Below are 23,053 nucleotides of genomic sequence, written 5' to 3'. Positions count from 1 at the left end.
CGAGTTCGGCCCCGATCCCGTACTGATCAGCCCGCGGTGGCGGGTACGCGAGTCGCATCCGCTCCGGCGGCCGCCGCGAGGTGGGCGAAGGTGACCGCGTCACGGACCGCGGCACCGCCGTGGTCGTTGTTGAAATAGACGTAGCTGTCGGCGTCGGGAGACCACGTGTCGAGCAGCCGATGCGCCCAGCCGCTCAACGCCTGTGTGCCGTAGGACGGCAGGGGAGTGGCACGGCCCGCGTGCAGGCGCAGATAGGCCCAGTCGGTGGTCCGCCACCGGGGCGAGATCGGGCGCGAGTCACGGTCCGCCCAGGTCAGCGCAGCGCCACGGGATCGCAGGATGTCACGGACCTCGTCGGTCCACCACGAGTCGTGGCGCGGTTCCACCGCCACTCGCACCGTGTCGGGGAAGCAGCGCAGACAGTCGTCGAGCAGTGCGGGGTCCGCGCGCAGGGTCGGCGGCAGCTGGAGCAGGATCGGTCCGAGCCGGTCACCCAGACCCTCGGCCCGGTCGAGCAGGCGGTGCACGGGTTCGGCGGGGTCCCGCAATCGCTTGATATGGGTCAGGTAGCGGCTCGCCTTCACCGCCATCACGAAACCCGCGGGCGTGCGCTCCCGCCATCCGGCGAAGTTCTCCCGGCTCGGCAACCGGTAGAACGCGTTGTTCGACTCCACCGTCGCGAACGCCCGCGAATAGTGCTCGAGCCACTGCCGGACGGGCAGACCCGGCGGATACAGCACGCCCCGCCAGTCCCGGTACTGCCAGCCGGAAGTGCCGACGTACATGGTCATTTCGGCCTCCCTGCCGCAGCGCCCGCCGTCAGATCTCCGAGCGCAACAGGGGCGCGAGTTCGCTGCTGTAGAAGTCGAGGAACGCGTCCATATCGGGTCCCGCGTTCATCAACACCACATGGTCGAAGCCCGCGTCGGCGGCCTTGCGCACCGCCTCGACGTAGCGCTTGGGATCATTGCCGCAGACAAAGGATTCGAGCATGTCGTCCACGCGCACGGTGCTCGACGCGGCGGCGAAGTTCGCTGGATTGGGCAACTCGCTCATCACCTTCCAGCCACCGGTCGACCACCGGTTGGTCGACAGCGCGGCTTCGGCGCCCGCGCGATCGCTGTCGGCGAAGGCGACCCCCACCTCGACATAGCGTGGGCCGGAGCCGCCCCGGTGCTGAAAGGTCTGCACGAGTGCAGGATCGGGTTCGGTGGCGAACAATCCGTCCCCGAGTTCGGCGGCGATCGCCGCGGCGCTCGGCCCACCCGCGGCCACCGCGATCACCGGCGGTGTCTGCGGCAGATCGAACACGCGCGCGTCCGAGAGCTCCAGAAACTCGCCGTCATAGTTGCGATAGCCGCCGCGCCACAGCAACCGGATGATCTCGAGCGCCTCGCGCAACATCCGCTGACGGATCAGCACCGGCGGGAACTCGTGGCCGACGACGTGCTCGTTGAGTCGTTCCCCCGAACCGATTCCCAGGGTGAACCGCCCGTCCGAGATGAGCGCGGTGGTGGCGGCCGCCTGGGCGATGACGGCCGGGTGATAGCGGATGGTCGGACAGGTCACGCCGGTGGCGAGTCCGATGTCGGTGGTGCTCGCCGCGATCGTGCCGAGGACCGTCCAGGCGAAGGGCGAATGGCCCTGCTCGTCGAGCCACGGATGGAAGTGATCGCTCATCTCGACGAAATCGAAACCGGCCGCTTCGGCCCGAACTGCCTGTCGAACAAGCTCTTTCGGGCCGAAAGCCTCGGCCGCCAGTTTGAATCCGAGCTGCATGGCGAACCTTTCGCAGTGGGTCAGCTTCGGCCGAGGGCGTTGGCCAGTTCCTGCTTGTTCATCTTGGAGCGTCCGTCGATATTGCGGCGGCGGGCCTCGTCGTAGAGCTGATCGCGGGTCTTGCCGCCGCTCTGCTGACCGCCGCGTCGCTGCGCGGAACCGCCGGATCGCGACGACTTGCTCGACCCCTTGGTCTCGCCGTGCTGGGCGCGTGTCTTGTTGACCGTCCGCGCGGCGATCTCCTCGGCCCGGCCCTCGCTGCGGCCACGGTCGCGCTCGGACTTCTTGATGTCCTTGTACTGCCGTTCACGCTTGTCACTCCACGCTTGCTGGGGCATAGCCGGATCCCTTTCGTTCGGTTGACGGTCTGGTTGCCGCCTACCCGGCGATCGGCACGGGAAACAACGTGCGCGGCACAGATCCTGTGATCGGTCCCTGGCAGACTGTCCTGGTGGGCGCACCGGCCGCAACGGCGAAACGGGTCTGGCGGTGGATCCGCAGTGCGCCCGGCACCTACCTGTGGCTCACGGCCCTGGCCGTCACCACGGTGATCATCGATCTGCTCCCCCCGGACGAAGCCGAACAGTGGCTCGGTCACCGCTCGACCAACCTGCACCACCTGGCCGAGGACCCGGTGCGCGTGCTGATCACCAGCGCGTTCTGGACCGATGGCAGCGGATGGCTCGCCTACGCGGTGCTCTTCACGCTCGTGCACGCCAACGCCGAACGCTGGCTCGGCACGCTGCGTTGGCTGGTGGTGGTCGTGCTCGCGCATGTGGGCGCCACCTATCTCAGCCAGGGCGTGCTCCTGTGGGCCATCCACAGCGACGACGCGCCCGAGCGGGCGATGTTCGTCCTCGATGTCGGCGTCAGCTACGGACTCGCCGGCGTCGCCGCGGTGCTCGCCTACCGGCTGGTGACCCCGTGGCGCTGGGCGTACGGGCTGGCGGTCCTCGCGGTGGTGGTTCCGCCGATCTTTCTGAACCGCACCTTCACCGACATCGGACATGCGAGCGCCGCCGCCCTCGGTTTCGCGTGCTACCCGCTGGCCCGGGGGCGCGGGCGCTCTTGGGATCCTGGCGCATTGCTGCGCCGGCGGTTCTCGGTCGGGCGCTGATCGCCGTCGATGGCGTGCCACGGCGAGGCCAACTGACACATTTAGGTGTTACGTACAGTTATGGATAGTTGTATCATCGGTACTACCGAGCAGGACGCAACGCCGCGACCTGGTGCACGAGTGTCCGTGCGCGGTTGATCGAGGAGTACCGATGATGCTATTTCCTTGGGGAAGAGAAAGCCTGGAGATCGATCCGGGCGTGGTGGCATTGCACGCGCGCAATGTCAGCTTCGAATGGTCGGGTGTCGACCTCCAGTGGATGTCGGCGGAACCGATCGCGGGCCACCTGATCAGCGCGCTGAACATGCTGCTGCCCGAGGGCGAGCGCATGTTCATCGAGACCTATCGGGAAGCTCTGCCCTACGTCAAGGACGAGAAGCTGCGCGAGGACATGCTCGGCTTCATCGGGCAGGAGGCCATGCACGCCCAGACCCACGGGAAGGTGCTCGAGGACGTCTTCACCGCCCACGGCGTCGATGCGAGCCCCTATCTGGCGCAGATGGAATATCTGTTCCGCATCTCGCTGGGCCCGCGCGGCGGCGACGATCGCGCCGGACGCCAGATGCTGGTCGAGCGGCTCGCCTTCATCGCCTGTCTCGAGCACTTCTTCGCCTGGCTCGGGGACTGGGTGCTCAACGCCGACCTCGAGAAGTTCGGCGCCGACCCGCGGATGGCCGACCTGTTCCGCTGGCACGGTGCCGAAGAGGTCGAACACCGCAACGTCGCCCACGATGTCGCGGAGTATTTCGGGGTCGGCTATGTCCGGCGCTGTGCGTCGATGGCGCTGGTGTTCCCGATCTTCCTCATCGTGCTGGTGCGCGGGGCGCGGTTCCTCGTCCAGCAGGATCCTCAACTGCCCGATCAGGGCTATGCGCGGCTGCTCGCCGGCGTGTTCGGCGCGATGTGGCGCGGTGCGCTGCCCGGCGTTCCGTCGCTGCTGGCGAGTGCGCTGTCGACCTTCCAGCCCGGTTACAACCCGCAATCGGTGGGCTCGACGGCGCAGGCGATCGCGTATCTGGCCGCCTCGCCCGGTGCCCGCGCGGCAGCGTCGTGACCACGCGCGACCTGCCCGCCGATCTCTACGGCAAGTACCGCCACGATCCGGCGATGAAGGTGATCGACGCCATCGCGGCCGCGCGGTTGCGCTGGAGCGCGCTGGTCAACCGCCATGATCTGCGCCCCCGCGTCGATGATCGCCGCCTGGCCGTGGTGGTGACCGAACGCCGGATAGAAGCGCACGACCAGGACGTGGTGAGTCTTCGCCTCGAAGCCCCCGACGGCCGCGTGCTGCCGCGCTGGTGGCCCGGGGCGCACCTGGATCTGGAACTGCCGTCGGGTCGGCTGCGCCAGTATTCGCTGTGCGGCGATCCCGCCGACGAGCGCGCGTACCGCATCGCCGTGCGCTGCATCCCCGGTGGCGGTGGCGGCTCGATCGAGGTGCACGACGAACTGCCCGTCGGCTCCGGGCTGGTGGTGCGCGGGCCGCGCAACGCCTTCCCGTTCGCCGTGCCCGGCCACGGATCACCGTCGCAGCGGCTGCATTTCGTCGCCGGCGGGATCGGCATCACCCCGATCCTGCCGATGGCCAGGCTCGCGCACCGGCTCGGCGTGCCGTGGACGCTGGTCTACAGCGGACGCAGTCGCGACACCATCCCGTTCCTGGCCGAGATCGAGAGCTTCGGCGCGAATGTCGTCGTGCGCACCGATGACGAGCACGGTCTGCCTGCCGCGGTGGACCTGCTGCCCGGCGTCGGGCCGGGCACCGCGGTCTACGCGTGTGGCCCGACTCCGATGACCTCGGCGATCGTCACCGCGGTGCGCCAGATGGCCGACGTGGAACTGCATTTCGAGCGGTTCTCGCCGCCACCGATCGTCGACGGAACCCCGTTCGAGATCGAGTTCGCCTCCAGCGGTGCGGTGGTGACGGTCGATGCCGACCGGACCGTGCTGGACACGATCCTCGATTCCCGCCCCGACCAGCCCTACTCGTGCAGGCAAGGCTTCTGTGGCACCTGCGTGGTCCGGGTTCGCTCGGGCGAACCCGACCATCGCGAGTCCACGCTGTCCGCTGCCGACCGTGCCGAAGGTGCCATGCTGGCCTGCGTATCCCGTTCTCGCGGTGAGCGATTGGTGCTCGACCTGTGATTTCCCTGCTGGACAAGGAGTCCGAAAGACCATGACGAACGACAGCCCGCGGCCCGCGAACCAGCGCACCGTTCGCAGCGGTGATTTCGACATCGCCGTGTTCGAATACGGCGACCCGGCCGCCGACACCGTCGTGCTCGTGCACGGCTGGCCCGACACCCACCACCTGTGGGACAGGGTGATCCCGCTGCTCACCGAGCGCTTCCACGTGGTCGCCTACGACACCCGTGGCCACGGCGAATCCACCCGCACCCAGCGGACCGGCGATTTCCGCCTCGACGAACTCGCGCGCGATTTCTACGCCGTGATCGACGCGGTGAGTCCCGAGCGTCCCGTGCACGTGCTCGCCCACGACTGGGGTTCGGTGCAGGTGTGGGAGGCGGTGTGCGAGCCGCAGGCCGCCGCGCGCGTCGCCTCGTTCACCTCGGTCTCGGGCCCCAACCTCGACCACCTGTCCGCCTGGGTGCGCGACCGGCTCTCCCGGCCCACCCTGCGCAATGTGTGGCAGCCGATGACCCAGCTGGCCTCCTCGGCCTACACCTTCTTCTTCATGACTCCCGGGCTGCCGCGCGCGACGTTCAACACCATCGGCACCGAAAAGCTGTGGCAGCGCGCGGTTTCCCTCATGAACGACACCCCGGCCGCCAACGTGAAGCTCGGTCCGACCTTCCGCCGCGACATGGTCGACGGGCTGCTCATCTATCGCGCGAACATCGTGGCGCGCATGCTCTCCCCCCGGGAGCGTCGCACCGAGGTACCGGTGCAGCTGATCGTGGCAGGACGCGATGTCGCCGTGCGGCCCGCGGGCTACGACGACTCGGGCAAGTGGACCGACCGGCTGTGGCGACGCGATGTTCCCGCCGGGCACTGGATGCCGTTCTCGCATCCGGAACTCCTCGCGACCGCCACCACCGAACTGATCGACGCGCTCGACGGCGCCGGTGTCTCGCGTGGGCTGGCCAGGGCCGAAGTGGGCCCCGCGCGTAGGGAATTCGAGCACAAGCTGGTGGTCGTCACCGGTGCGGGCAGCGGCATCGGCCGCGAGACCGCGCTGGCTTTCGCGCGCCTCGGCGCCGAAGTGGTGGTCTCCGATGTCAACGAGCTCGCCGCCAAGGCCACCGCCGAACTCGTCGCAGCGGAAGGCGGTGTGGCGCACTCCTATCCGCTCGATGTGTCGAACGAGGACGCGGTGCGCGCGCACGCCGACACGGTGATCGCCGCGCACGGCGTGCCCGATGTGCTGATCAACAATGCCGGTGTCGGCCAGGCGGGTGGCTTCCTCGATACTCCGTCGGAGGAGTTCGACCGCGTGCTGCGGATCAACCTCGGTGGTGTCGTCAACGGCTGCCGGGCCTTCGGTGCGGCGATGGCCGATCGCGGGCTCGGCGGGCACATCGTGAACCTGTCCAGCATGGCCGCCTACAGTCCGCAGCGCGACATGGCGGCCTACGCCACCAGCAAGTCGGCGGTCTTCATGTTCTCCGACTGCCTGCGTGCCGAACTGGCCGACCGTGGCATCTCGGTGGCGACCGTGTGTCCCGGCATCGTGCACACGAACATCGTTGCCACCACCCGTATCTCGGGCGTATCCGCCGACGAGGAGGCCGCCGCGCAGCAGAAGTTCGACAAGCTGTACGAGCGGCGCGGCTACACCCCCGACCGGGTGGCGGCGCAGATCGTGAAGGCCGTGCGGACCGGGCGCGACATCGTGCCGGTGACGCCGGAGTCGTGGGTGCAGTATCGGATCAACCGGATCGCACCCGGCGCGGTGCGGTTCGCCGCGCGCCGGATGAAGCTGGTCTAGGTCGGCTACGCCCGGCGCAGTTGCTCCGCCACGGCGGCAACGTGCCGGGCGTCCACGCCCCACGCGTTCTCGACGCCGACCTTGCGGTCGAGGTCCCACAGCACGCACTCTTCGCCGGGTCGCGCCACCAGCGACCAGGCGACCACGGTGCGGCCCAGCTGTTCGACCATGGTGCCGTGATTCTGCGTGCTCTCGCCGACCCCCTCGGGGAAATGGTGCAGGAAACGTCCGTAAGCCTGCTCGCAGAACGTCGCGTAGAGCTGGGTGCAGAGGATGAAACCGTGCCACGCCTCGTCGACCGCGTGCGAGGGCATGCCGATCACCTGGTCGTCGCGAATGGCGGCACCGCAGCACCGCAACCATTGGCGCAGACCGGTTTCCACGAGTTCGCGCGGCTGCCAGGGCGAGGTCTTGAAGATCGCTTCGGGCAGGGCAAGGGCGGCGACGGTGCGGTCGACGGTGGGAAGGTCGACTTGCCGTCTGCCGGGCCGGGGGAAAGAGAACGCCACAATTCACTGTAAGGCCACTGACGGTAGGGGTGCTGTGGCCGGGTTCTGGCGTTAGCCTGCGGACATGGTGATGACGCTCGTGATCGTGCTCGGTTTCATAGCGGTAGGTGTCGGTGTGGTGGTGGCGACCGTCGTGTGGCTGATCCAGAAGTCGAGTCGGCCGCAGCACCCGCGCCCACCGGATCGGCGGTGGGTGGCCGGGTCGGCCGGGATAGCCGGGTATGTCGACGGGACCTCGGGGCAGCCGTGGGATCCGGGTAGCCCGTCCGGTGGCTGCGGTGGAGGTTCGAACAGCGGTTGCGGCGGGGGGAGCGGCAGCAGCTGTAGCGGTGGCAGCAGCAGCAGTTGCTCCGGTGGGAGCAGCAGCAGCTGTGGAGGTGGCAGCAGTAGCAGCTGTGGCGGCGGGTCCTAATGGTGTGACCTACGTCCCAGCGTTCTTGACCTGAACTCGACTTCAGGTTTCATCCTTGACTCGTTCGGTCAACACCACGAAGGAGTCGCGATGCGCGCAGTGCAGGTCAAAGAATTCGGTGGGCCCGAGGTCCTGAACCTGGTGGATGTTCCCACACCGCAACCGGATTCGGTCGAAGTGGTCGTCGATGTCGAGGTCGCCGACGTGATGTTCCTCGACACCAGGCTGCGCAGCGGGTGGGGTCAGGACTACTTCCCGCTGAGCCTGCCCTACGTCCCCGGTGGTGCGATCGGCGGTGTGGTGAGCGCGGTCGGTACCGAGGTCGATCCCCGTTGGCTCGGCAAGCGCGTCGTCACCCAGACCGCCGCCAGCGGCATCGGTGGTGGCCTGCCCATCGGCGGCTACGCCGAGAAGTCCCTCGCCAAGGCCTCCACCCTGACCGAGATCCCCGACGGGCTCACCACCGAACAGGCCGTCGGCCTCGCCCACGACGGTCGCACCGCGCTCGCTGTCTTCGATAGAGCTGCCGTGCAACCGAATTCGTGGGTGTTGATCACCGCCGCCGCGGGTGGCCTCGGCACGCTGCTCGTCCAGCTGTCGATCGCGGCGGGCGCGCATGTTGTCGCGGCGGCGAGTGGCCCGGAAAAGCTCGCGCTCGCAACACGATTGGGTGCCACCGCGGTCGTCGACTACTCCGTCGACGGCTGGGAGGATCGAGCCCGCGAGATCACCGGCGGGGGAGCGGTGGTGGTGTTCGACGGGGCGGGTGGTGGCCTCGGTGGCGCGGCGCTGACCGCCACCGCCGACACCGGCCTGTTCCTCGGCTATGGCTCCGCCGCAGGCGATTTCGCGACAGGGGACACCGATGCCGCGCTCGCGCGTGGTGTCACGGTGCTCGGTCTGTTCGATATCGTCGGCCAGGATGTGGACTGGGTGGGCATCACCGCCCGCGCTCAGCAAGCGGTCACCGATGGCGCGCTGGAAGTTGTGATCGGGCAAACCTTCCCGATCGATCAGGTGCGGCAGGCTCACTCCGCGATCGAAAGCCGCTCCGCCCTCGGTCGTACCTTGTTGACGATCGGCGCGTCATTGTAACTTATTGTGCGCTGCAACGGAATACACGTTAAGTTATGTTCCGTGCAGGGACTGATAATCATCGCAGTGATAGCTGCGGTTCTGTTGTTGGTAGTTGGAGTCATCAAGTTGGCCAGCAACCCAGGGGGCAACATCGAACGTCGCGAACGCGATGTACGAGTGCGGGGAGGCCAGCGAGCCGAAAGCTCGTAAACCCTACCCTCGGGTGCAGCACCACCACGGCGATCGGTCGCCACGTCTTCCTCGGAAGCCGCGACCGATCGCCGTTCTCGTACCCCCGCCGATCCGACACGACCACCGCGTCAAGTGGTCAACCCCGCACTCGGCCGGGTACCATGCGACTCGCCCGCGGAGACCCCCGCGGCGAGGGGCGGTAGCTCAGTCGGTTAGAGCCGCGGACTCATAATCCGCTGGTCGTGGGTTCGAGCCCCACCCGCCCCACTTACCCCCCTGAACTGCGGATATTCGTCTTTCGACGGCCCGTGCGCTTGGATTGCACCGTGAACCACCTGCTTCCCCGCCTGCCCGACATCGCGACTTTGCGTCGGCGCTGTCAGGCGATGGCAATGCTCGATGCCGTTCTCAGTCCCGAGTGGGCGGACCGCTACTACTCGTATGACGCGGCGTGGGGTGCTACCGAGGAGCTCGCCTCGATGCGCAACAGCTCCGGCGACAACTGGTTCATCGTGTTCTGCGCCGCCGGCGTCTACGGGCAGAGTTTCGACCACGAAGCCCCCAGTGCTCCAGAGGTTCTCGAGAATGTCCCCGCTGTCTTCAGGTGAATCTCTCTGGTGCTCAGCATGTTTACGCGTTGCGTCCGCTGACGGCCGATATCGTCGCGGGCCTCAACCCCGAGGTGGGGATCTCCGATCTGGAGGGCGACATCATCGACATCAACTACTCGCGTCAGCCCTTCGATCGGAACGCAACGGAACCTGGGTGTGGAGCGCACCTCCCTCGGTGACGAACCGTGTCGCGCGGAAGTAGCGCGCACCCGAAATCAGTGTGTCGACAGTTCGACGCGTCGCCGACTCCGTTCGATCGCCCGCCAACTCTTGGCTACCGGATTCAGGCCGGCCTGGATGAACTCGCCACGCTGCTCCGCCCCGATCTCGCCGCTGCCCGCCGGGATCGCTCGGCCCTTCTGTGCCTTGGTGCCGACGACAACCATCTGCCCACCTCGGCCCGGGTACGTCAGCGCGACAGCGCCCTCGGCATGCCTTACTTCGCGCTCAGCCCCGCGATGAGCACGGCGACCATTCGGCGGGGGTTGTAGCGGGGGGTGTTGCCGCCGATGCAGAGGTTGCCGACGGCGCGCAGGAGTTCGTAGGGGTCGGTGCCGGGGGCGATTTCGCCCGCGGTGGCGGCGGCGGTGAGGAGGGCTTCGCAGGTGGGGACCAGGCGGTCGAGGAAGTAGGTGTGCAGGGTTTCGAAGGTGGCTGCGTCGGATTGAAGTGCCGCTGCCAGGCCGTGTTTGGTCGTGAGGAAGTCGACGAACAGGGTTGTCCATTCGCCGAGTGCGGCGTGGGGGGAGCTGTGGGCGGACAGGAGTGCGGGGCCCGCTTCGGCGCACGCTTCGACCTGGTGGCGGTAGACGCCGGCGACGAGGTCGGCCCGGGTGGGGAAGTGGCGATAGATGGTGCCGACGCCGACCCCGGCACGGGCGGCGATCTCGCGGACGGGCACGTCGACACCCGAGGCGATGAAGGCGGCCGCGGCCGCGTCGAGCAGGGCCTGCTGGTTGCGCCGGGCGTCGGCTCGTCGGCGCGGTGCCTCGGTCGGGTTGTCGACCACGAGACCTCCCTCTTGTTAAACGGAACAGCGTTCCGTATGTTGATTAGCGGAACACCGTTCCGCTTGGTCGAGGATGCCAGAATCGGCGAGCCGAACCAAGCCCATCTGGGAGGAACCGCCATGCAGTACCGCACTCTGGGCCGTACCGGCGTTCAGGTCAGCACGCTCGTGCTCGGCGCGATGAACTTCGGAAAGTTGGGATATTCCACGCAGGACGAGGTCACCGCCATGATCGAGGCCGCCGTCGACGGCGGCATCAACCTCATCGACACCGCCGACATGTACGGCCAGGGCGAATCGGAGGAGCTGGTCGGCAAGGCCATCGCGGGTCGCCGCGACGACATCGTGCTGGCCACGAAGGCCACCATGCCGATGGGCGAGGAGCGTAACCATCGCGGCGGTTCACGCCGCTGGCTCACCACCGCGCTCGACAACAGCCTGCGCCGACTCGACGTCGACCACGTCGACCTCTATCAGATCCACCGCTGGGACCCCGAAACCAGCGATGAGGAAACTCTCTCGGCGCTGACGGATCTCCAGCGCGCGGGCAAGATCCGCTACTTCGGATCCTCGACGTTCCCCGCGTACCGCATAGTGCAGGCGCAGTGGGCCGCCAAGGAACATCACCTCGGCCGCTACGTCACCGAACAGCCCAGCTACTCGATCCTGCAGCGCGGCATCGAGACCCACGTCCTGCCGGTCACCGAGGAATACGGTCTCGGCGTGCTCGCCTGGAGCCCGCTGGCTTCGGGCTGGCTCTCGGGCGCCATCCGCGCCGACCGCGAAATAGCCACCAGCCGTTCGACCTTCCTGCCCGACCGCTTCGACACCACCATCGCGACCAACCACGCCAAGATGGCCGCTGTCGAACAACTCGCGGCACTGGCCGACCAGGCGGGCCTGACCCTGATCCAACTCGCCCTGGGGTTCGTCACCGCCCACCCCGCCGTCACCAGCGCCATCATCGGCCCCCGCACCATGGACCACCTGCACAGCCAACTGGCTGCCGCCGACACCGTCCTGTCGCCCGACCTCCTCGACGCGATCGATGCCATCGTCACCCCCGGCACCGACCTGGCCCCCCACGAAAAGCACGACACCCCACCCTCTCTGCTCGACGCATCCCTGCGACGTCGATGAGGTGACGCTAGAAGCTCGTGGGTCGTGTCGGCCGCGCCTCGGGCGTGAGTAGATCGCGCCATCGGTTCATCAGCAACGCGGTGTACTGGTCAGCGGTGATGTCGTAGGCGCCGAGGGCATAGCCGTCGTTGGCCTCGACGAGTGTTGTCTCACCGTTGGCCAGTACGCCGAAATCGATGGCGTAGGCAGTGGGGGCCGTCCCGGAACGGTAGTAAGCGGTGACCGCTGACCGGACTGCCTCCATGTTCAGCGGGACGGAGTTGTCACCCTCGTAGTGGTCGACGGCGACGATCTGGTGGCCGGTGACGTAGACGCGGTATTCCGACACCCAGGTGACGACCTCGGAGCACCAGACGCGCTGGCGTCGGCTGGTGTTCCCCCATGCGGCGAAATCGTGTTCCGAATAGCAGACCGCGCCCGTGAAGGCCTTGCGGCGGTCCGCGGGTTTGACGAAGACCGGTGGGGTGGAGCCGCCATCCATCGCGCGCTCGATCTCGCCCAGTGTCGACGCCCAGACCTTCCGTCCGAGGAAGCCGCGAAGCACAGTGGGATAGTCGTCGGGTTGCGGTATCGAGATGCCCAATTGGCGCATAGCGCCGTGCATCGCGTCCATGTCCCCGGCGATGAAGATGCCGGGCCCCAACGCCAGCTGCCTGCGTTGAATACGCTTCAGGCTGTAGTAGCGAACGGGGACGTCGAGTCTTGCGAGGCCCTCTGTGAGGAGCTTCTCTTCGTGCCGCATCGGACCCGACCCGGCGTACTGCAGATAGGCCACCGTAAAACTCATGTCTTGATGATGCCTGTCGACAGCGTCGCGCCTTCGGCAAATGGCTGGGAAATTACCTGCGCGCCAACCGAAGTCCCCGCCGGTGCGGGCCCGGGGTGAGTCAGGTGCGCGGGGTCAGGATCACGACCGGGATGGTGCGGTTGCCTGCGTGGCGTTGGTAGAAGTCGTAGCTCGGGAACAGCTCGATGAACTTCGGCCACAGTAGGTTTCGTTCCACGTCGGTGGCTACGCGGGCCCGGACGGGGTGGCACTCGGCGCCGATCTGGATCGTGGTGTCCGGGTGGGCTTTCAGGTTGTGGAACCAGGCGGGGTGGGTCGGCTGGCCGGCTTTGGACGCGGCAAGGGCGATGATGTCGCCGTCGGCGTGATACATCAGGGGTGAGGTTCGGCGAATGCCGGTTCTGGCGCCGATGTGGTCGAGGAGCAAAATTCGGGCATCGGGCCAGGCCGGCATGTGGCCGCCCAGTCGGCCGTTGGTCCGGCGGTACAGGGCCACATGGATTTTCGTCGATCGGCGCCCCAGATAGATGCCGCGCTTGTTCACGAACTGTGAGCACGACTCCACCAGTCGTGCCACCAACGGCCTCGTGGTGCCGTAACCGGGATCGGCATTGTTCGAATCACTCACTGCCCCTCCAGCGTTTCGATCTACTACGTCCGATAGTAGACAATGTCTCGGTACGAGGTGGGGGAATCGTCAAGCGAGGATTTCGCGGGCGAGGGTGGTGGCCCACCAGGATTCGACTCGGTCGGGAGACCAGCCACGTTCGGTGATGAGGGTGGTGTAGACGTCGATGGTGCACAGGGCGGCGTAGATGTCGACCGAGGTGGCGAGGTTTTCCCGGAGGGTGCCGGGAGGCCAGGCGGTGAAGACCTCGATGCGGGTTCGGTCGGCGCGGTGGCGGGCATCGATGTAGGTGGTGGCCAGGGCGGGTTCGGTGCGGCCCGCTTCGCGGATCAGGGCGATCACGTCGGCCGCGCGTTCGTAGAGGCGACGGTCGTAGCCGGCCATGGCGGCCAGCTGGACTCGGGGTTCGCCCGCGGCGGCCTCCAGGGAGTCGAGCATCCGGGGGGCGTCGGCGGAGAGATCGGCGGCGTCGACTATTGCCTGGACGAGCCCGGTTTTGTTGCCGTAGGCGGAGTAGACGGTGGGAACGGAGACGCCTGCCTCGCGGGCCACGTCGCGGACCGTGGTGGCGGCCCAACCCTGCTCCACGAACAGTCTGCGGGCGGCCTGGGCGATCTCGGTGCTGGTCGCCTGGGCCTGCAGGGTGCGGCGAAGGGAGTCGTAGCGGCGGCGGGGTGGTTCGGTAGCCAAGAGGTTCCTCTTTCGTTTTTCGGTACTTATATTCAAAATATGAGTGATAAATCTAATCTGTCGAGCGGTGCGCGATTTCAGCGGGTCGCGGGGATCGCCGGTATCGGGTTCGCCCTGGTCATCCTGGGGGCCAATCTGATTTTGGCACCCGCCGGGCTGCCGAAGCCCGGTACCGACTCGCACGCAGCCGTCACCTTCTTCGTCGACCACCGTGACCTCGTGGCGCTGGCGATGGCACCGGTTCCGCTGGGATGGTTCTGTGCCGTGCTGTTCGGCGCCGGTGTGCTGGCGGCCCTGCGACCGGTCGAGCGCACAGCGGGGACGGGGTGGTCGCTGGTCGGCTTCGCCGGATTGCTGTTGCAGAACGCCACTTTCACCGTGATCGTCGGAATCCGCTATGCGCTCGGCACTTCGAGCGGAGAAGGTGCGGCGCTGTGGGCGCTGCACGATGCCCTGCTCGCGCTGAACGGCACCTTCCTCGCGACGGCGCTGGTCGGCCTGACCATCTCGGGCCGTCTCGGCGGGCTGGTCGAAACATGGCATGCCGCCATCGGGTTCCTCGCCGCCGCAATGCAATTCACCGCGGCGACGATCACGCCCCTGATCATCGACCACGACGGCCCGCTGGGTCTCATCGGCCTGTCCGGCTGGCTGCTGTGGTCGGCCTGGTTCATCGCCTACGGCGTCGCGCTCTTGCGCACGGCCGGAGACCGATGACGTATGTCATGGCCGACCCGTGCGAATCCCATCGGGGATCGGTGACTGCGCTTACTACTGGCGGCGCCCCGCGTCGACCACTGTAGAAGGCATGAGAAACACAGACGTCATCACCGCACGCGGGCTGCGCCGAACCTACGGCCGCGGCGACGACGCGTTCGAAGCCGTCGCGGGCGTGGACCTCGAAGTGCACGAGGGGGAGGTGTTCGCGCTGCTCGGAACCAACGGTGCGGGAAAGACTTCCACCCTCGACATGCTGGAGGGGCTCATCGCCCCCTCGGCGGGCGAGGTCGAAGTCTTCGGCCTCGACCCGCTCCGGCACCGCGACCAGGTCCGTCCGAAGGTCGGCATCATGTTGCAGTCGGGTGGGTTGCCCGCCGAGCTGACCGTCGCCGAGACGCTGGAGATGTGGCGCGGAACGTGCACCGCGCCGACCACCGCCGACGCCGTCCTGGCCCAGGTCGGCCTGACCGACCGTGCCGGGGTGCGGGTCGGCTCACTGTCGGGTGGTGAGCAGCGCCGCGTCGATCTGGCCTGCGCCCTGCTCGGACAGCCGCGCCTGCTGTTCCTCGACGAACCGACCACCGGCCTCGATCCGGAAAGCCGGCGTGGGACCTGGCAATTGCTCGCCGAACTCAAAGCGTCGGGGGTGACGATGGTTCTCACCACGCACTACCTGGACGAGGCCGAAGCGCTCGCCGATCAGATCGCGATCATGCACAAGGGCGCGATCGCCCGCCGGGGCACGTTGCGCGACATCGTCGACGACCATCCGGCGCGGATCGCCTTCGATCATCCCGGCCTGCCCGTGCCGCAGTTCCGCGGCGCTCGCGTCGACGCGCAAGCGCGAGTCACCATCAGCACCAACGATTTACAGGGCCACCTGTTCGAGCTGCTCGGCTGGGCCCGCGAAGCAGGTGTCCGCCTGACCGGACTCGAAGCGCGCGCCGCATCGCTGGAATCGGTCTTTCTCGATCTCGCCGAGGCCACCACTCCCACCCTGATCGGAGCACGATGACCACCACACTGCCCGCCAACGGATTTCGCCGTCGTCCGGTCGCCGCGCTCGCCGAGGCGGAGTGGCTGCAGTTCCGGCGCAACAAGACCCTCGTCTACATGGCGACGCTGTTCCCGATCGGAATTCCGCTGGTCACCTTCCTCGTCGCGCGAAAGGACGCCGAGCCGACGACGGCGATGGCGGCAGTGGCCTTCGAGTTGCTCGCGCTGAACGTGCTGCTGTTCGTCCAGTACTACTCGGTGCTGTCGATGGTGACCACTCGCCGCAGCGAGGGCGTTCTGAAACGGCTGCGCACCGGGGAGGCCACCGACTGGCAGATCCAGCTCGCCCCGTCCGTACCCGGTGCGATCATGACTCTCGCGTGCACCACGGTCGTTGCCGCGGTGGTCTACGGCACCGGCACGCCCGCGCCGATCAATCCGCTGTTGATCGTGCTTGCCCTGGTCGTGGGGACTGTGCTGTTCTCGCTGCTCGCGCTGGCGACCAGCGCCTATACCAAGAACGCCGAGGCCGCGCAGATCACGTCACTGCCGGTGATGATGGTCGCCGTGCTCGGCCTCGCCTCGCTGCGGGAAGTGCTGCCCGAGCGGTTGGCGCAGGCGGCCGACTGGACACCGTTCGCGGCCGTCTCCGACCTCATCTCCCTCGGCACCGCGGGCAAGCTGTCGGCGGTCGCCGAATCCGACGCGGCGCTCAGCTTCGCCGATTCTGTTACCGCATCCGGCCGACCGTTTGCGACACTGGCGCTATGGACCGCGCTGGCGCTCGTGCTGACCCGCAAGAGCTTCCGCTGGGACGATCGCGGGTGACGCGCGCGACCGCCTGGTGGCATGAGCTGTCGGGGTCGGCCAAGTACCGGCTCTACTCGCGGCTCACGTTCCAGGCGGCCATCGCCGGGTTGGTCTTCGCGTTGACGGTCGCGGCCGACTCGGCGGTCGCCGTGCTCGGGATCGTCGTCGGCGGTATCGCCGCGATGGTCGCGGTGGAGGCGCAACCCGATTTCGCGACCGTCCCCGGTGCGGTGGCACGGCCGCGGATGCTGTCGATCGCGACCGCGATACTGGTCGCGCTCTGGGTGGTCAGCGGCATTGTCGCCCATCTCGCCGCCGCCGAGTCGACGGTCGTCGGCGCGCGCGTGGTCGGCATGTCCGCGGCCTTGCTGACGATCTTCGCCGTCATCCCGTTCACCCGGCGCAAGTGGTGGATTCTGATCGCCCTCAGTGTGGCCACCGCACCGGTACTGGGAGTACCGCTGGGAGCGGGGCTGAGGGGGACCGCGTCGTTGCTGCTCGCGGGGATCTTCGCGATTGTGTTGACGCTGCTCACGGTGTGGGCGCTGGGAATCATCGACGAGTTGGAGCGCACCAAAGGCGTCGAGGCGCAACTGCGGGTCGCCGAGGAGCGGTTGCGTTTCTCGCGCGACCTGCACGACGTCGTCGGCCGTGGATTCTCGGCGATCGCGGTGAAAAGCGAACTGGCAGTGGCGCTGTCCCGAGCGGGCGACATCGATCGATCGACCGCGGAGATGGAAGAGGTGAGAACACTGGCGGTCGAATCGATGGGACAGATGCGCACCCTGGTGCGCGGTTACCGCAATATCGACCTGCGCGGGGAGGTGGCCGGAGCGCGTTCGCTGCTGTCGGCGGCGGGGTGCGAACTCGTCGTCGAGGGTGAGGCGGCCAAGGTGCCCGCGGCTTTTCACGAGGTCGCGGCCTGGGCGGTGCGCGAAGGCACCACCAATATCGTCGAGCACTCGTCAGCGACGACGGCCACTCTCGCGCTCGGCGGGGCGGGCATGTTGCTGCGCAACGACCGCCCGCAGGGCTCGATCGGTGAACGATCCGGGCTGCGCGGGCTGGGCGAACGCCTCGCGGCCGTCGGCGCGACGCTCGACATCGCCACTTCCGGCGACGAGTTCACCATCGAAATCCATTGGGAGAATCAGTGATTCCCGTCTTTCTCGCCGATGACGAAACCCTCATCCGCGCCGCCATGGCGACGATGCTCGGCCTGGAGCCCGACCTCGAGGTCGTTGCCCACGTCGGCTCCGGTGCGGAACTCGTCGCCGCGTGGCGACGCAGGGCAGCGGCGGGCGAGCCGGTCGCGGTCGCGGTCATCGATCTGCAGATGCCGGGCATCGACGGCATCGACACCGCCGTCGAACTGCTCCGGATCACCCCTGGCGCGGGCACTTTGATCGTCACCAGCCATGGCAGGCCGGGCTATCTCAAGCGCGCGCTCGCGGCGGGTGTGCGCGGATTCCTGCCCAAGACGACCTCCGCGGCGACGCTGGCCGAGGTGATCCGGTCGGTGCACAACGGTGGCCGATACGTCGATCCCGAACTCGCGGCCGAAGCCATCAGCGCGGGCGACACCGTTCTCACCGCCCGCGAGGCCGACGTCCTCGAATTCGCCGCCGACGGCGCCTCCGTGGAGGACATCGCCAAACGCGCGCACCTGTCCCCGGGTACCACCCGCAACTATCTGTCCTCGGCGATGACCAAGCTCGGGGTGTCCAATCGCTACGAAGCCGCCCTCAAAGCACGCGAGAAGGGCTGGATCTAGCCCGTATTCGCCTAGGGTGTGGGGCATTGCGGTGCGATGAGAGGGATGGCGATGGCTGCTGCGCTGGTCAAAGGGCAGAACGCGGGCTTGGCGGCGGAGCAGGTGGTGCTGTCGGTTCGGGGCGGGGTGGCCGCCGACCTCTCGGCACTGCTGGTGACCGAAGCGGGGAAGGTGCGTTCGGACGCGGATTTCGTCTTCTTCAATCAGCCGCAGGCACCGGGTGTTCGGCTCCAGGGTGCCGCGCTCGAGGTGTCACTCGGCGCTGTACCGGTCGAGATCGCGCGGATTCGCGCCGTGATCACTGTCGCGGCGGCGGGGGATACGTTCGGAGCTGCCACGTCGCCGGTGGCCTCGGTCGCCGACAGCGCGGGAAATGTGCTGCACGAGTATGTGATCGACGGACTCGATCGCGAGTCGGTGGTGATCGCGCTCGAGCTGTATCGCCGGGGTGACCAGTGGAAAGTCCGCGCGGTCGGACAGGGTTACGCGGGCGGATTCGCCGACCTGGTCACCGACCACGGGGTGAGCGTCGACGACGAGCCGGAAGCGGTCGCGCACGTGCGGACGGTGCCCGGCGAGGCGGCGCTGTCTTTCGACAAGCGCCAGAAGCTGGACATGCGCAAGCGTGCGGTCGCGAAGGTGCTGATCGACAAGAGCGCTGTCGGCGCCAGGGCGCGGGTGGTGCTGGTGATCGACAAGACCGGCAGCATGGAGAAGATGTATCGCGCCGGGACGGTGCATCGGGTCGTCGAGCGAATGATCCCGGTTGCCACGCAACTCGATGACGACGGCGTGCTCGAGGCCTACCTCTACGCGCTCACCTACGTGAAACTGCCCGATATCACCGTCGAGGGCTCCGAGCAGTGGACGCACACCTATCTCCATCTCAAGGGCACGCATCAGGGCATCGACTACAACGCCATCGGCGGACGCAACGACGAACTACCGATCATGCGCGCGGTCATCGACACCCTCACCGAGCCCACTCTCGTCCTGTTCTTCACCGACGGCGGCTTCGCGAAGAAGCGTGAGATCGCCGCCCTCATGCGCGAGGCCGCTCACCTGCCCGCCTTCTGGCAGTTCATCGGCCTCGGCACAGCCAATTTCGGTGTCCTGCGTACCCTCGACGAACTCGACGGCCGCGTCGTCGACAACGCGGGCTTCTTCGCCCTCGACGACATCGACCGGATCGGCGACGCCGAGCTGTACGGCAGGCTGCTCGGTGAATTCCCCGACTGGCTGCGCGCCGCGCGCACCGCGGGGATCCTGCGCTGAGCGTCGCCCGCCCGGCGGGGATGCTCGTCACCGGAAAACAGGTTGTCTCCGCAGGTGGGGATCGTTAGCGTGTCTACCGTTTGCAGGTCGCAGACTGGAAGGATCGACGCATGGAACCCATTACCGAACGCGATATCAGGTCGTCGTTCGTCAACTGTTCGAAGGGCGACGCCAAACGCTTGAATGTGCCGCGTGACCTGGGCGAGCGACCCTGGGAGGATCTGGACTTCCTCGGCTGGACCGACGCCTCGTACGCGGGGCGCTGCTATATCTCGGTGCCGCGGGAAGACGGGCTGGTCAGCGTCGCGTTGCGGCACGAGACCGGTGGGTCGGGCAAGACACAGATGTGCACGATCTGCCTCACCACGCATTCCGGCGGCGGCGTTTCGCTGATGACCGCGAGCAAGACGGGCGAGTCGGGGCGTAAAGGCAACACGGTCGGCAGCTACATGTGCACCGATCTCGCCTGCTCGTTGTACGCGCGCAACAAGAAGCGGCCGTCGATGGGCAGCCGGTATCGCGAGGACCTGACGCCGGAGGAGAAGGCCCAGCGGGTAGTGGAAAACCTGAACGCCTTCGTGGACCGGCTCTACACCTAGCCGAGCCGAATCACCGAAAGGACAGGAGGTAGATGCTGTGCGCCGACACTCGAGAGTCCAGCTGACCCGAGTTCTGTTGAAACCCAACAGAACTCGGGTCGCTGCGTTTCCGGCCGGTCGAGTCGGCCCGGGCTGATCCCGGACCGACCCGAGCGGAGCGGAAACCCTAGAGCATCGCGTTCATGATGGTGCCCGCGCTGGTGGCGACGACGCCGCCGATCATCGCGCCCGCGACCATCTTCGGCGACTCCATAGAGCTGCCGGTCCACTTCTCCCAGGCGAACTTTCCGCCCGCGACAGTGATGGCGATGATGCCGGACAACAAGATGAACCAGGTCAGGTACCTGACCAGCTGCATGATCTTGTCCGCCAGGGGCGGTGCTTCGGGGGTGGGATTGCCGATCTGCGCCAAGGTATCGGTGACGGCGGCCAGGAGCATGGGGTCTCACTCGGTATCTCGGAGGAACGGGACGACGATGAACTCTGCACTGATGGTATCCGGTCATGTGCCGCCGTGTCGGCGCCCATCCCGATCGAACCGATCGGTTTTGTTGGTGTGCAGGGGGTTCGCGCCCGTATCCTGGACCACGATCGAATACGGCAGGGCTGGAACGCAGTTCGCGGCACGCGATAGGGGAGCAGGCTATGAGCATCATTCTGACGTCGATGGCCGACACCATCACCACGTATGCGCAGATCGGCAATCCGTCGCCGGAAGCGCCTCCGCTGTCGGACAAGATCATGAAAATGGTGCAGTACCTGACCTGGTTCATGATCCTGTCGGGTGTGCTCGCCATCACCGTCGCCGGCGGAAAGTTCGCCTGGGAGAAGTGGAACGGTAGTGCGATGGAGTCGCCGAAGATGATCGCGGGCGCGATGATCGGCGGCGTGGTCGCCACCAGTGGCGGCACCATCATGAACGCGATTCTCGGTTAGATCCGCGCGCCCTTGGCGCGATTGCAGGCCCGGCACAGGATCTGCAGGTTCGTCACGCTCGTCGCACCACCGCGGCTGAGCGGGATGATGTGGTCGAACTCCAGGTAGTGGCCGTCGCCGCATTCGACGCACCTGCCGCCGTCGCGCTGCCACACCTGGGCTTTCACATCCTGGGGAATGCTGCGGCTGTCGAGCTGTCCCGGTGTCAGGACCAGGCGTTTCGATACGCGCAGTGCGCCTTCCAACGCTGCTGCCACATAGTCGGGGTCGGTGACTCCGAAGGTCGCGCCGCCGCGCGCCGAGGTCGCCGCGAGCACCACGGTGCCGTGCTCGGGATGCACCGACACCACCCGGTTCCACGGCAGCTCGATGCCGGTGCCGTCGCCGACGAAACGCAGCTTCTTGGAACTGCCGATCAGGCGGCCCTCGGTGTTGCGTGGACCGCGCGCGAGCATGCGGATGTGGACGGCGGGCAGATCGAGGTGCACGCGTTCGTCGGGGTCCAGATGCAGACCGGGGGTGTTGACGGTGGGCAGTTCGCCGGCGCGCAAGCGGGACAGGGTGCGGCCGCGATGCATTCGGCGGCGCAGATCGTCGACGATGCCGCCGGACAGCGCCAGCTCGCTGACGACGTGTTCGAAGGCGTCGAGTTCCTCGGCGAACACCTCACCGTCGGCGAAGGCGAAGGCGACCATCCGCTCGACCTGGGTCAGTCCCGCCTCGCGCAGCAGTGTTCGGCCGCACTCCTCGTCGATGCGCTGAAAGCGCAGGGCGGCCCACACCTGCGTCCACTCCACCGACATCGTGCCGGGGCCCGCGAGGACGCGCCGGGCTCGGTTGCGCCAGTGCGTGAGGAACTCCTCGATGTCGGCGGCACAGTTCTTGCACGGTCCGTGCCCACCGAACAGCTTGCGCCGCAAGGGGTTACCACAACGCGTGCAGCGGGTTCGGTGATCGTGGATGTGCGGGTGCACGCTCGAGGTCCACTCGTCCCCGTCCCACCAGCGCAGCTGATCGGGGGTTTCCGGGTCGGGGTGCCAGTCGGCGATCTCCGGGTCGACCGGTGGCGGGGGCGGCACGTCGATGACGCGGCGGGACAGGGCCGGTGGGCGCGTCGAGGTCGGTCCGTCGTGTCGCGACGCGGCTGGATTCGGAGATTCGGGGGATGACCAGTTCGCCCGGTGGTCGGCGCCGGGCAGATCGGCGGTAGACGTCGACGCGTCGTGTCGTGGCGGCACACTCGCGAATCGGGCGCGATCGGCGGAGCGCGCGGCGTCGGCGGACGGTGCCCGCGCGGGCACCCGCGCGCTGTCGTCGGGTGTGATGCCGGGGCGTCCGGCGGTGGGCTCGTCGACCGTGACCCCGAATTCGCCAGCCAGTCCGGCCAGCCCACCCGACCAGCCCTGGCCGATCGCCCGGAAGCGCCACTGGCCGTCGCGGCGGTAGAACTCGCCGAACATCATCGCCTGGACGTCTTCGATGCCGTCGATGGTGAACTGGGCGATCGGGCCGTCGGCGGCGTGCACGGTCAAGGTGAGGTCGAGGAGTTGGTCGAAGGTGGCGTCGTCGAGGGACGCGCTGATGACGATGCGCGCCACATCGGGTTCGGTGCGGGGCAGTGAAATGCTCAGTCGCGCGGTGCCGGGGGCGGGCTCCTGGTCGAGGGTCACCGCCTGGGAGGCGTGCCGGGGTGCGTTGAAGAAGACGAAATCGCGGTCGGCGCGGACCAGGCCCGACTCGGTGACCAGCAGGGCGTGCGCGTCTACGGTATGTGCCGACCGCCATGAAACGACCACGGCGAGAAGCGATGTCGGGACCGGCGCGTGCGCACCCTTGCGTAGTTCCATGGTGCTCGCATGATGTCATGAGGGTCTGACAGGGTTTTGGTGCTGGGTGGTGGATGGGTCGGGGGGGGGGGGATTCGGGGGTTGGTAGTCCCAGGAGGTTTGACGCTGTGTTTATTGGCGCGCTGGCGCGCGCGTGTCCGCGGCCCTGAGGGGCCGCCGGGGGGGCGCCCCGGGAGACGAAAAAAGAAACAAAAAA

The 23,053-nt window shown here is 67.5% G+C and carries 26 protein-coding genes and 1 tRNA gene; 16 read left to right on the top strand and 11 right to left on the bottom strand.

All coding sequences use genetic code 11. The features are described from left to right. Positions 1-26 precede the first annotated feature (26 nt). Genes ACFWFP_RS26350 through ACFWFP_RS26340 form a run of 3 tightly spaced genes read right to left on the bottom strand, consistent with a single transcriptional unit; the run spans position 27 to position 2,117 of the window. Positions 27-791 carry a DUF72 domain-containing protein gene (locus tag ACFWFP_RS26350; RefSeq protein ID WP_379299314.1) on the bottom strand — a complete coding sequence of 255 codons (765 nt, stop codon included), beginning with the start codon at positions 789-791 and terminating at the stop codon, positions 27-29. 28 nt (positions 792-819) lie between these two features. Then, positions 820-1,779, bottom strand: a complete 960-nt coding sequence (locus tag ACFWFP_RS26345; RefSeq protein ID WP_379299312.1) for a TIGR03557 family F420-dependent LLM class oxidoreductase — start codon at positions 1,777-1,779, stop codon at positions 820-822. Positions 1,780-1,799: 20 nt separating this feature from the next. Beyond that, entirely contained in the window at positions 1,800-2,117 is a 318-nt protein-coding gene (locus tag ACFWFP_RS26340) for a plasmid stabilization protein (protein WP_379299310.1), read from the bottom strand. Between the two features lie 113 nt (positions 2,118-2,230). Here ACFWFP_RS26340 and ACFWFP_RS26335 point away from each other — a divergent pair, with 113 nt between their 5' ends. The 4 genes from ACFWFP_RS26335 (at position 2,231) to ACFWFP_RS26320 (ending at position 6,845) form a co-directional block, all read left to right on the top strand. Further along, the gene (locus tag ACFWFP_RS26335; RefSeq protein ID WP_379299308.1) at positions 2,231-2,896 is read left to right on the top strand and encodes a rhomboid-like protein; all 666 of its coding nucleotides are present in this window, start codon (positions 2,231-2,233) and stop codon (positions 2,894-2,896) included. 151 nt (positions 2,897-3,047) lie between these two features. Further along, positions 3,048-3,950 carry a metal-dependent hydrolase gene (locus tag ACFWFP_RS26330; protein WP_379299306.1) on the top strand — a complete coding sequence of 301 codons (903 nt, stop codon included), beginning with the start codon at positions 3,048-3,050 and terminating at the stop codon, positions 3,948-3,950. Between the two features lie 53 nt (positions 3,951-4,003). Further along, complete coding sequence (locus ACFWFP_RS26325; protein WP_379299560.1) at positions 4,004-5,041, top strand: PDR/VanB family oxidoreductase; 1,038 nt, start codon at positions 4,004-4,006, stop codon at positions 5,039-5,041. A gap of 31 nt (positions 5,042-5,072) precedes the next feature. Beyond that, on the top strand, positions 5,073-6,845 hold the full coding sequence (locus ACFWFP_RS26320) for an SDR family oxidoreductase (RefSeq protein ID WP_379299304.1): 1,773 nt from the start codon (positions 5,073-5,075) through the stop codon (positions 6,843-6,845). Between the two features lie 5 nt (positions 6,846-6,850). On the opposite strand, the gene ACFWFP_RS26315 is transcribed toward ACFWFP_RS26320, so the two are convergent. Further along, positions 6,851-7,354 (bottom strand): hypothetical protein, encoded by a 504-nt coding sequence (locus ACFWFP_RS26315; RefSeq protein ID WP_379299302.1) that lies wholly within the window; start codon positions 7,352-7,354, stop codon positions 6,851-6,853. A gap of 502 nt (positions 7,355-7,856) precedes the next feature. On the opposite strand from ACFWFP_RS26315, the gene ACFWFP_RS26310 reads away from it, so the two are divergent. The 3 genes from ACFWFP_RS26310 to ACFWFP_RS26300 all read left to right on the top strand — a co-directional run bounded on the left by ACFWFP_RS26310 (position 7,857) and on the right by ACFWFP_RS26300 (position 9,643). Next, positions 7,857-8,861 carry a zinc-binding dehydrogenase gene (locus tag ACFWFP_RS26310; protein ID WP_379299300.1) on the top strand — a complete coding sequence of 335 codons (1,005 nt, stop codon included), beginning with the start codon at positions 7,857-7,859 and terminating at the stop codon, positions 8,859-8,861. Positions 8,862-9,228: 367 nt separating this feature from the next. Further along, positions 9,229-9,302 (top strand) — tRNA-Ile (locus tag ACFWFP_RS26305). 59 nt (positions 9,303-9,361) lie between these two features. Then, entirely contained in the window at positions 9,362-9,643 is a 282-nt protein-coding gene (locus ACFWFP_RS26300; RefSeq protein ID WP_379299298.1) for a hypothetical protein, read from the top strand. Positions 9,644-9,861: 218 nt separating this feature from the next. Here the strand turns inward: ACFWFP_RS26300 and ACFWFP_RS26295 are convergent, their stop codons facing one another. Together ACFWFP_RS26295 and ACFWFP_RS26290 are read right to left on the bottom strand one after the other, a co-directional pair. Further along, positions 9,862-10,032 carry a hypothetical protein gene (locus tag ACFWFP_RS26295; protein ID WP_379299296.1) on the bottom strand — a complete coding sequence of 57 codons (171 nt, stop codon included), beginning with the start codon at positions 10,030-10,032 and terminating at the stop codon, positions 9,862-9,864. A gap of 50 nt (positions 10,033-10,082) precedes the next feature. Further along, a complete protein-coding gene (locus ACFWFP_RS26290) occupies positions 10,083-10,655 on the bottom strand; it encodes a TetR/AcrR family transcriptional regulator (protein WP_379299294.1) in 573 nt (190 codons plus the stop codon). A gap of 120 nt (positions 10,656-10,775) precedes the next feature. Between ACFWFP_RS26290 and ACFWFP_RS26285 the strand changes: the two genes are divergently transcribed. After that, positions 10,776-11,795 carry an aldo/keto reductase gene (locus tag ACFWFP_RS26285; RefSeq protein WP_379299292.1) on the top strand — a complete coding sequence of 340 codons (1,020 nt, stop codon included), beginning with the start codon at positions 10,776-10,778 and terminating at the stop codon, positions 11,793-11,795. A gap of 7 nt (positions 11,796-11,802) precedes the next feature. On the opposite strand, the gene ACFWFP_RS26280 is transcribed toward ACFWFP_RS26285, so the two are convergent. The 3 genes from ACFWFP_RS26280 to ACFWFP_RS26270 form a co-directional block, all read right to left on the bottom strand. Continuing rightward, positions 11,803-12,582 carry an ATP-grasp domain-containing protein gene (locus ACFWFP_RS26280; protein ID WP_379299290.1) on the bottom strand — a complete coding sequence of 260 codons (780 nt, stop codon included), beginning with the start codon at positions 12,580-12,582 and terminating at the stop codon, positions 11,803-11,805. A gap of 100 nt (positions 12,583-12,682) precedes the next feature. Further along, positions 12,683-13,210 carry a nitroreductase family deazaflavin-dependent oxidoreductase gene (locus tag ACFWFP_RS26275; RefSeq protein WP_379299288.1) on the bottom strand — a complete coding sequence of 176 codons (528 nt, stop codon included), beginning with the start codon at positions 13,208-13,210 and terminating at the stop codon, positions 12,683-12,685. Positions 13,211-13,279: 69 nt separating this feature from the next. Then, complete coding sequence (locus ACFWFP_RS26270) at positions 13,280-13,900, bottom strand: TetR/AcrR family transcriptional regulator (protein ID WP_379299286.1); 621 nt, start codon at positions 13,898-13,900, stop codon at positions 13,280-13,282. 39 nt (positions 13,901-13,939) lie between these two features. Between ACFWFP_RS26270 and ACFWFP_RS26265 the strand changes: the two genes are divergently transcribed. The 7 genes from ACFWFP_RS26265 to ACFWFP_RS26235 all read left to right on the top strand — a co-directional run bounded on the left by ACFWFP_RS26265 (position 13,940) and on the right by ACFWFP_RS26235 (position 20,074). Continuing rightward, the gene (locus tag ACFWFP_RS26265) at positions 13,940-14,617 is read left to right on the top strand and encodes a hypothetical protein (protein ID WP_379299284.1); all 678 of its coding nucleotides are present in this window, start codon (positions 13,940-13,942) and stop codon (positions 14,615-14,617) included. Positions 14,618-14,708: 91 nt separating this feature from the next. Then, complete coding sequence (locus ACFWFP_RS26260; RefSeq protein ID WP_379299282.1) at positions 14,709-15,635, top strand: ABC transporter ATP-binding protein; 927 nt, start codon at positions 14,709-14,711, stop codon at positions 15,633-15,635. Next, positions 15,632-16,444, top strand: coding sequence for an ABC transporter permease (locus ACFWFP_RS26255; RefSeq protein ID WP_379299280.1), 813 nt, complete (start codon positions 15,632-15,634; stop codon positions 16,442-16,444). The genes ACFWFP_RS26260 and ACFWFP_RS26255 overlap by 4 nt, the downstream gene beginning before the upstream one ends. Beyond that, complete coding sequence (locus tag ACFWFP_RS26250; RefSeq protein ID WP_379299278.1) at positions 16,441-17,583, top strand: sensor histidine kinase; 1,143 nt, start codon at positions 16,441-16,443, stop codon at positions 17,581-17,583. The genes ACFWFP_RS26255 and ACFWFP_RS26250 overlap by 4 nt, the downstream gene beginning before the upstream one ends. Next, a complete protein-coding gene (locus tag ACFWFP_RS26245) occupies positions 17,580-18,200 on the top strand; it encodes a response regulator (protein ID WP_379299276.1) in 621 nt (206 codons plus the stop codon). The genes ACFWFP_RS26250 and ACFWFP_RS26245 overlap by 4 nt, the downstream gene beginning before the upstream one ends. A gap of 51 nt (positions 18,201-18,251) precedes the next feature. Next, entirely contained in the window at positions 18,252-19,475 is a 1,224-nt protein-coding gene (locus ACFWFP_RS26240; RefSeq protein ID WP_379299558.1) for a VWA domain-containing protein, read from the top strand. Positions 19,476-19,585: 110 nt separating this feature from the next. After that, positions 19,586-20,074 carry an FBP domain-containing protein gene (locus ACFWFP_RS26235; protein ID WP_379299274.1) on the top strand — a complete coding sequence of 163 codons (489 nt, stop codon included), beginning with the start codon at positions 19,586-19,588 and terminating at the stop codon, positions 20,072-20,074. Positions 20,075-20,240: 166 nt separating this feature from the next. Here the strand turns inward: ACFWFP_RS26235 and ACFWFP_RS26230 are convergent, their stop codons facing one another. After that, positions 20,241-20,513, bottom strand: coding sequence for a hypothetical protein (locus ACFWFP_RS26230; protein WP_101469239.1), 273 nt, complete (start codon positions 20,511-20,513; stop codon positions 20,241-20,243). A gap of 206 nt (positions 20,514-20,719) precedes the next feature. On the opposite strand from ACFWFP_RS26230, the gene ACFWFP_RS26225 reads away from it, so the two are divergent. Further along, a complete protein-coding gene (locus ACFWFP_RS26225; protein WP_378637732.1) occupies positions 20,720-21,010 on the top strand; it encodes a hypothetical protein in 291 nt (96 codons plus the stop codon). On the opposite strand, the gene ACFWFP_RS26220 is transcribed toward ACFWFP_RS26225, so the two are convergent. After that, positions 21,007-22,857 (bottom strand): TerD family protein, encoded by a 1,851-nt coding sequence (locus ACFWFP_RS26220; RefSeq protein WP_379299272.1) that lies wholly within the window; start codon positions 22,855-22,857, stop codon positions 21,007-21,009. The genes ACFWFP_RS26225 and ACFWFP_RS26220 overlap by 4 nt on opposite strands. Positions 22,858-23,053: the final 196 nt, after the last annotated feature.

This window comes from Nocardia sp. NPDC060249 (genome assembly GCF_042728755.1).
In the GTDB taxonomy this organism is placed as follows: Bacteria; Actinomycetota; Actinomycetes; order Mycobacteriales; family Mycobacteriaceae; genus Nocardia.
This window is presented reverse-complemented; position numbering and strand designations above follow the sequence as displayed.

What these genes read in the sequence shown, in the direction of transcription:
- ACFWFP_RS26320 (WP_379299304.1), top strand. Translation starts at nt 5,073, where the DNA reads ATGACGAACGACAGCCCGCGGCCCGCGAACCAGCGCACCGTTCGCAGC.
- ACFWFP_RS26265 (WP_379299284.1), top strand. Translation starts at nt 13,940, where the DNA reads ATGAGTGATAAATCTAATCTGTCGAGCGGTGCGCGATTTCAGCGGGTC.
- ACFWFP_RS26310 (WP_379299300.1), top strand. Translation starts at nt 7,857, where the DNA reads ATGCGCGCAGTGCAGGTCAAAGAATTCGGTGGGCCCGAGGTCCTGAAC.
- ACFWFP_RS26230 (WP_101469239.1), bottom strand. Translation starts at nt 20,513, where the DNA reads ATGCTCCTGGCCGCCGTCACCGATACCTTGGCGCAGATCGGCAATCCC.
- ACFWFP_RS26280 (WP_379299290.1), bottom strand. Translation starts at nt 12,582, where the DNA reads ATGAGTTTTACGGTGGCCTATCTGCAGTACGCCGGGTCGGGTCCGATG.
- ACFWFP_RS26340 (WP_379299310.1), bottom strand. Translation starts at nt 2,117, where the DNA reads ATGCCCCAGCAAGCGTGGAGTGACAAGCGTGAACGGCAGTACAAGGAC.
- ACFWFP_RS26225 (WP_378637732.1), top strand. Translation starts at nt 20,720, where the DNA reads ATGAGCATCATTCTGACGTCGATGGCCGACACCATCACCACGTATGCG.
- ACFWFP_RS26325 (WP_379299560.1), top strand. Translation starts at nt 4,004, where the DNA reads ATGAAGGTGATCGACGCCATCGCGGCCGCGCGGTTGCGCTGGAGCGCG.
- ACFWFP_RS26350 (WP_379299314.1), bottom strand. Translation starts at nt 791, where the DNA reads ATGACCATGTACGTCGGCACTTCCGGCTGGCAGTACCGGGACTGGCGG.
- ACFWFP_RS26235 (WP_379299274.1), top strand. Translation starts at nt 19,586, where the DNA reads ATGGAACCCATTACCGAACGCGATATCAGGTCGTCGTTCGTCAACTGT.
- ACFWFP_RS26345 (WP_379299312.1), bottom strand. Translation starts at nt 1,779, where the DNA reads ATGCAGCTCGGATTCAAACTGGCGGCCGAGGCTTTCGGCCCGAAAGAG.
- ACFWFP_RS26255 (WP_379299280.1), top strand. Translation starts at nt 15,632, where the DNA reads ATGACCACCACACTGCCCGCCAACGGATTTCGCCGTCGTCCGGTCGCC.
- ACFWFP_RS26330 (WP_379299306.1), top strand. Translation starts at nt 3,048, where the DNA reads ATGATGCTATTTCCTTGGGGAAGAGAAAGCCTGGAGATCGATCCGGGC.
- ACFWFP_RS26295 (WP_379299296.1), bottom strand. Translation starts at nt 10,032, where the DNA reads ATGGTTGTCGTCGGCACCAAGGCACAGAAGGGCCGAGCGATCCCGGCG.
- ACFWFP_RS26260 (WP_379299282.1), top strand. Translation starts at nt 14,709, where the DNA reads ATGAGAAACACAGACGTCATCACCGCACGCGGGCTGCGCCGAACCTAC.
- ACFWFP_RS26285 (WP_379299292.1), top strand. Translation starts at nt 10,776, where the DNA reads ATGCAGTACCGCACTCTGGGCCGTACCGGCGTTCAGGTCAGCACGCTC.
- ACFWFP_RS26240 (WP_379299558.1), top strand. Translation starts at nt 18,252, where the DNA reads ATGGCTGCTGCGCTGGTCAAAGGGCAGAACGCGGGCTTGGCGGCGGAG.
- ACFWFP_RS26220 (WP_379299272.1), bottom strand. Translation starts at nt 22,857, where the DNA reads ATGGAACTACGCAAGGGTGCGCACGCGCCGGTCCCGACATCGCTTCTC.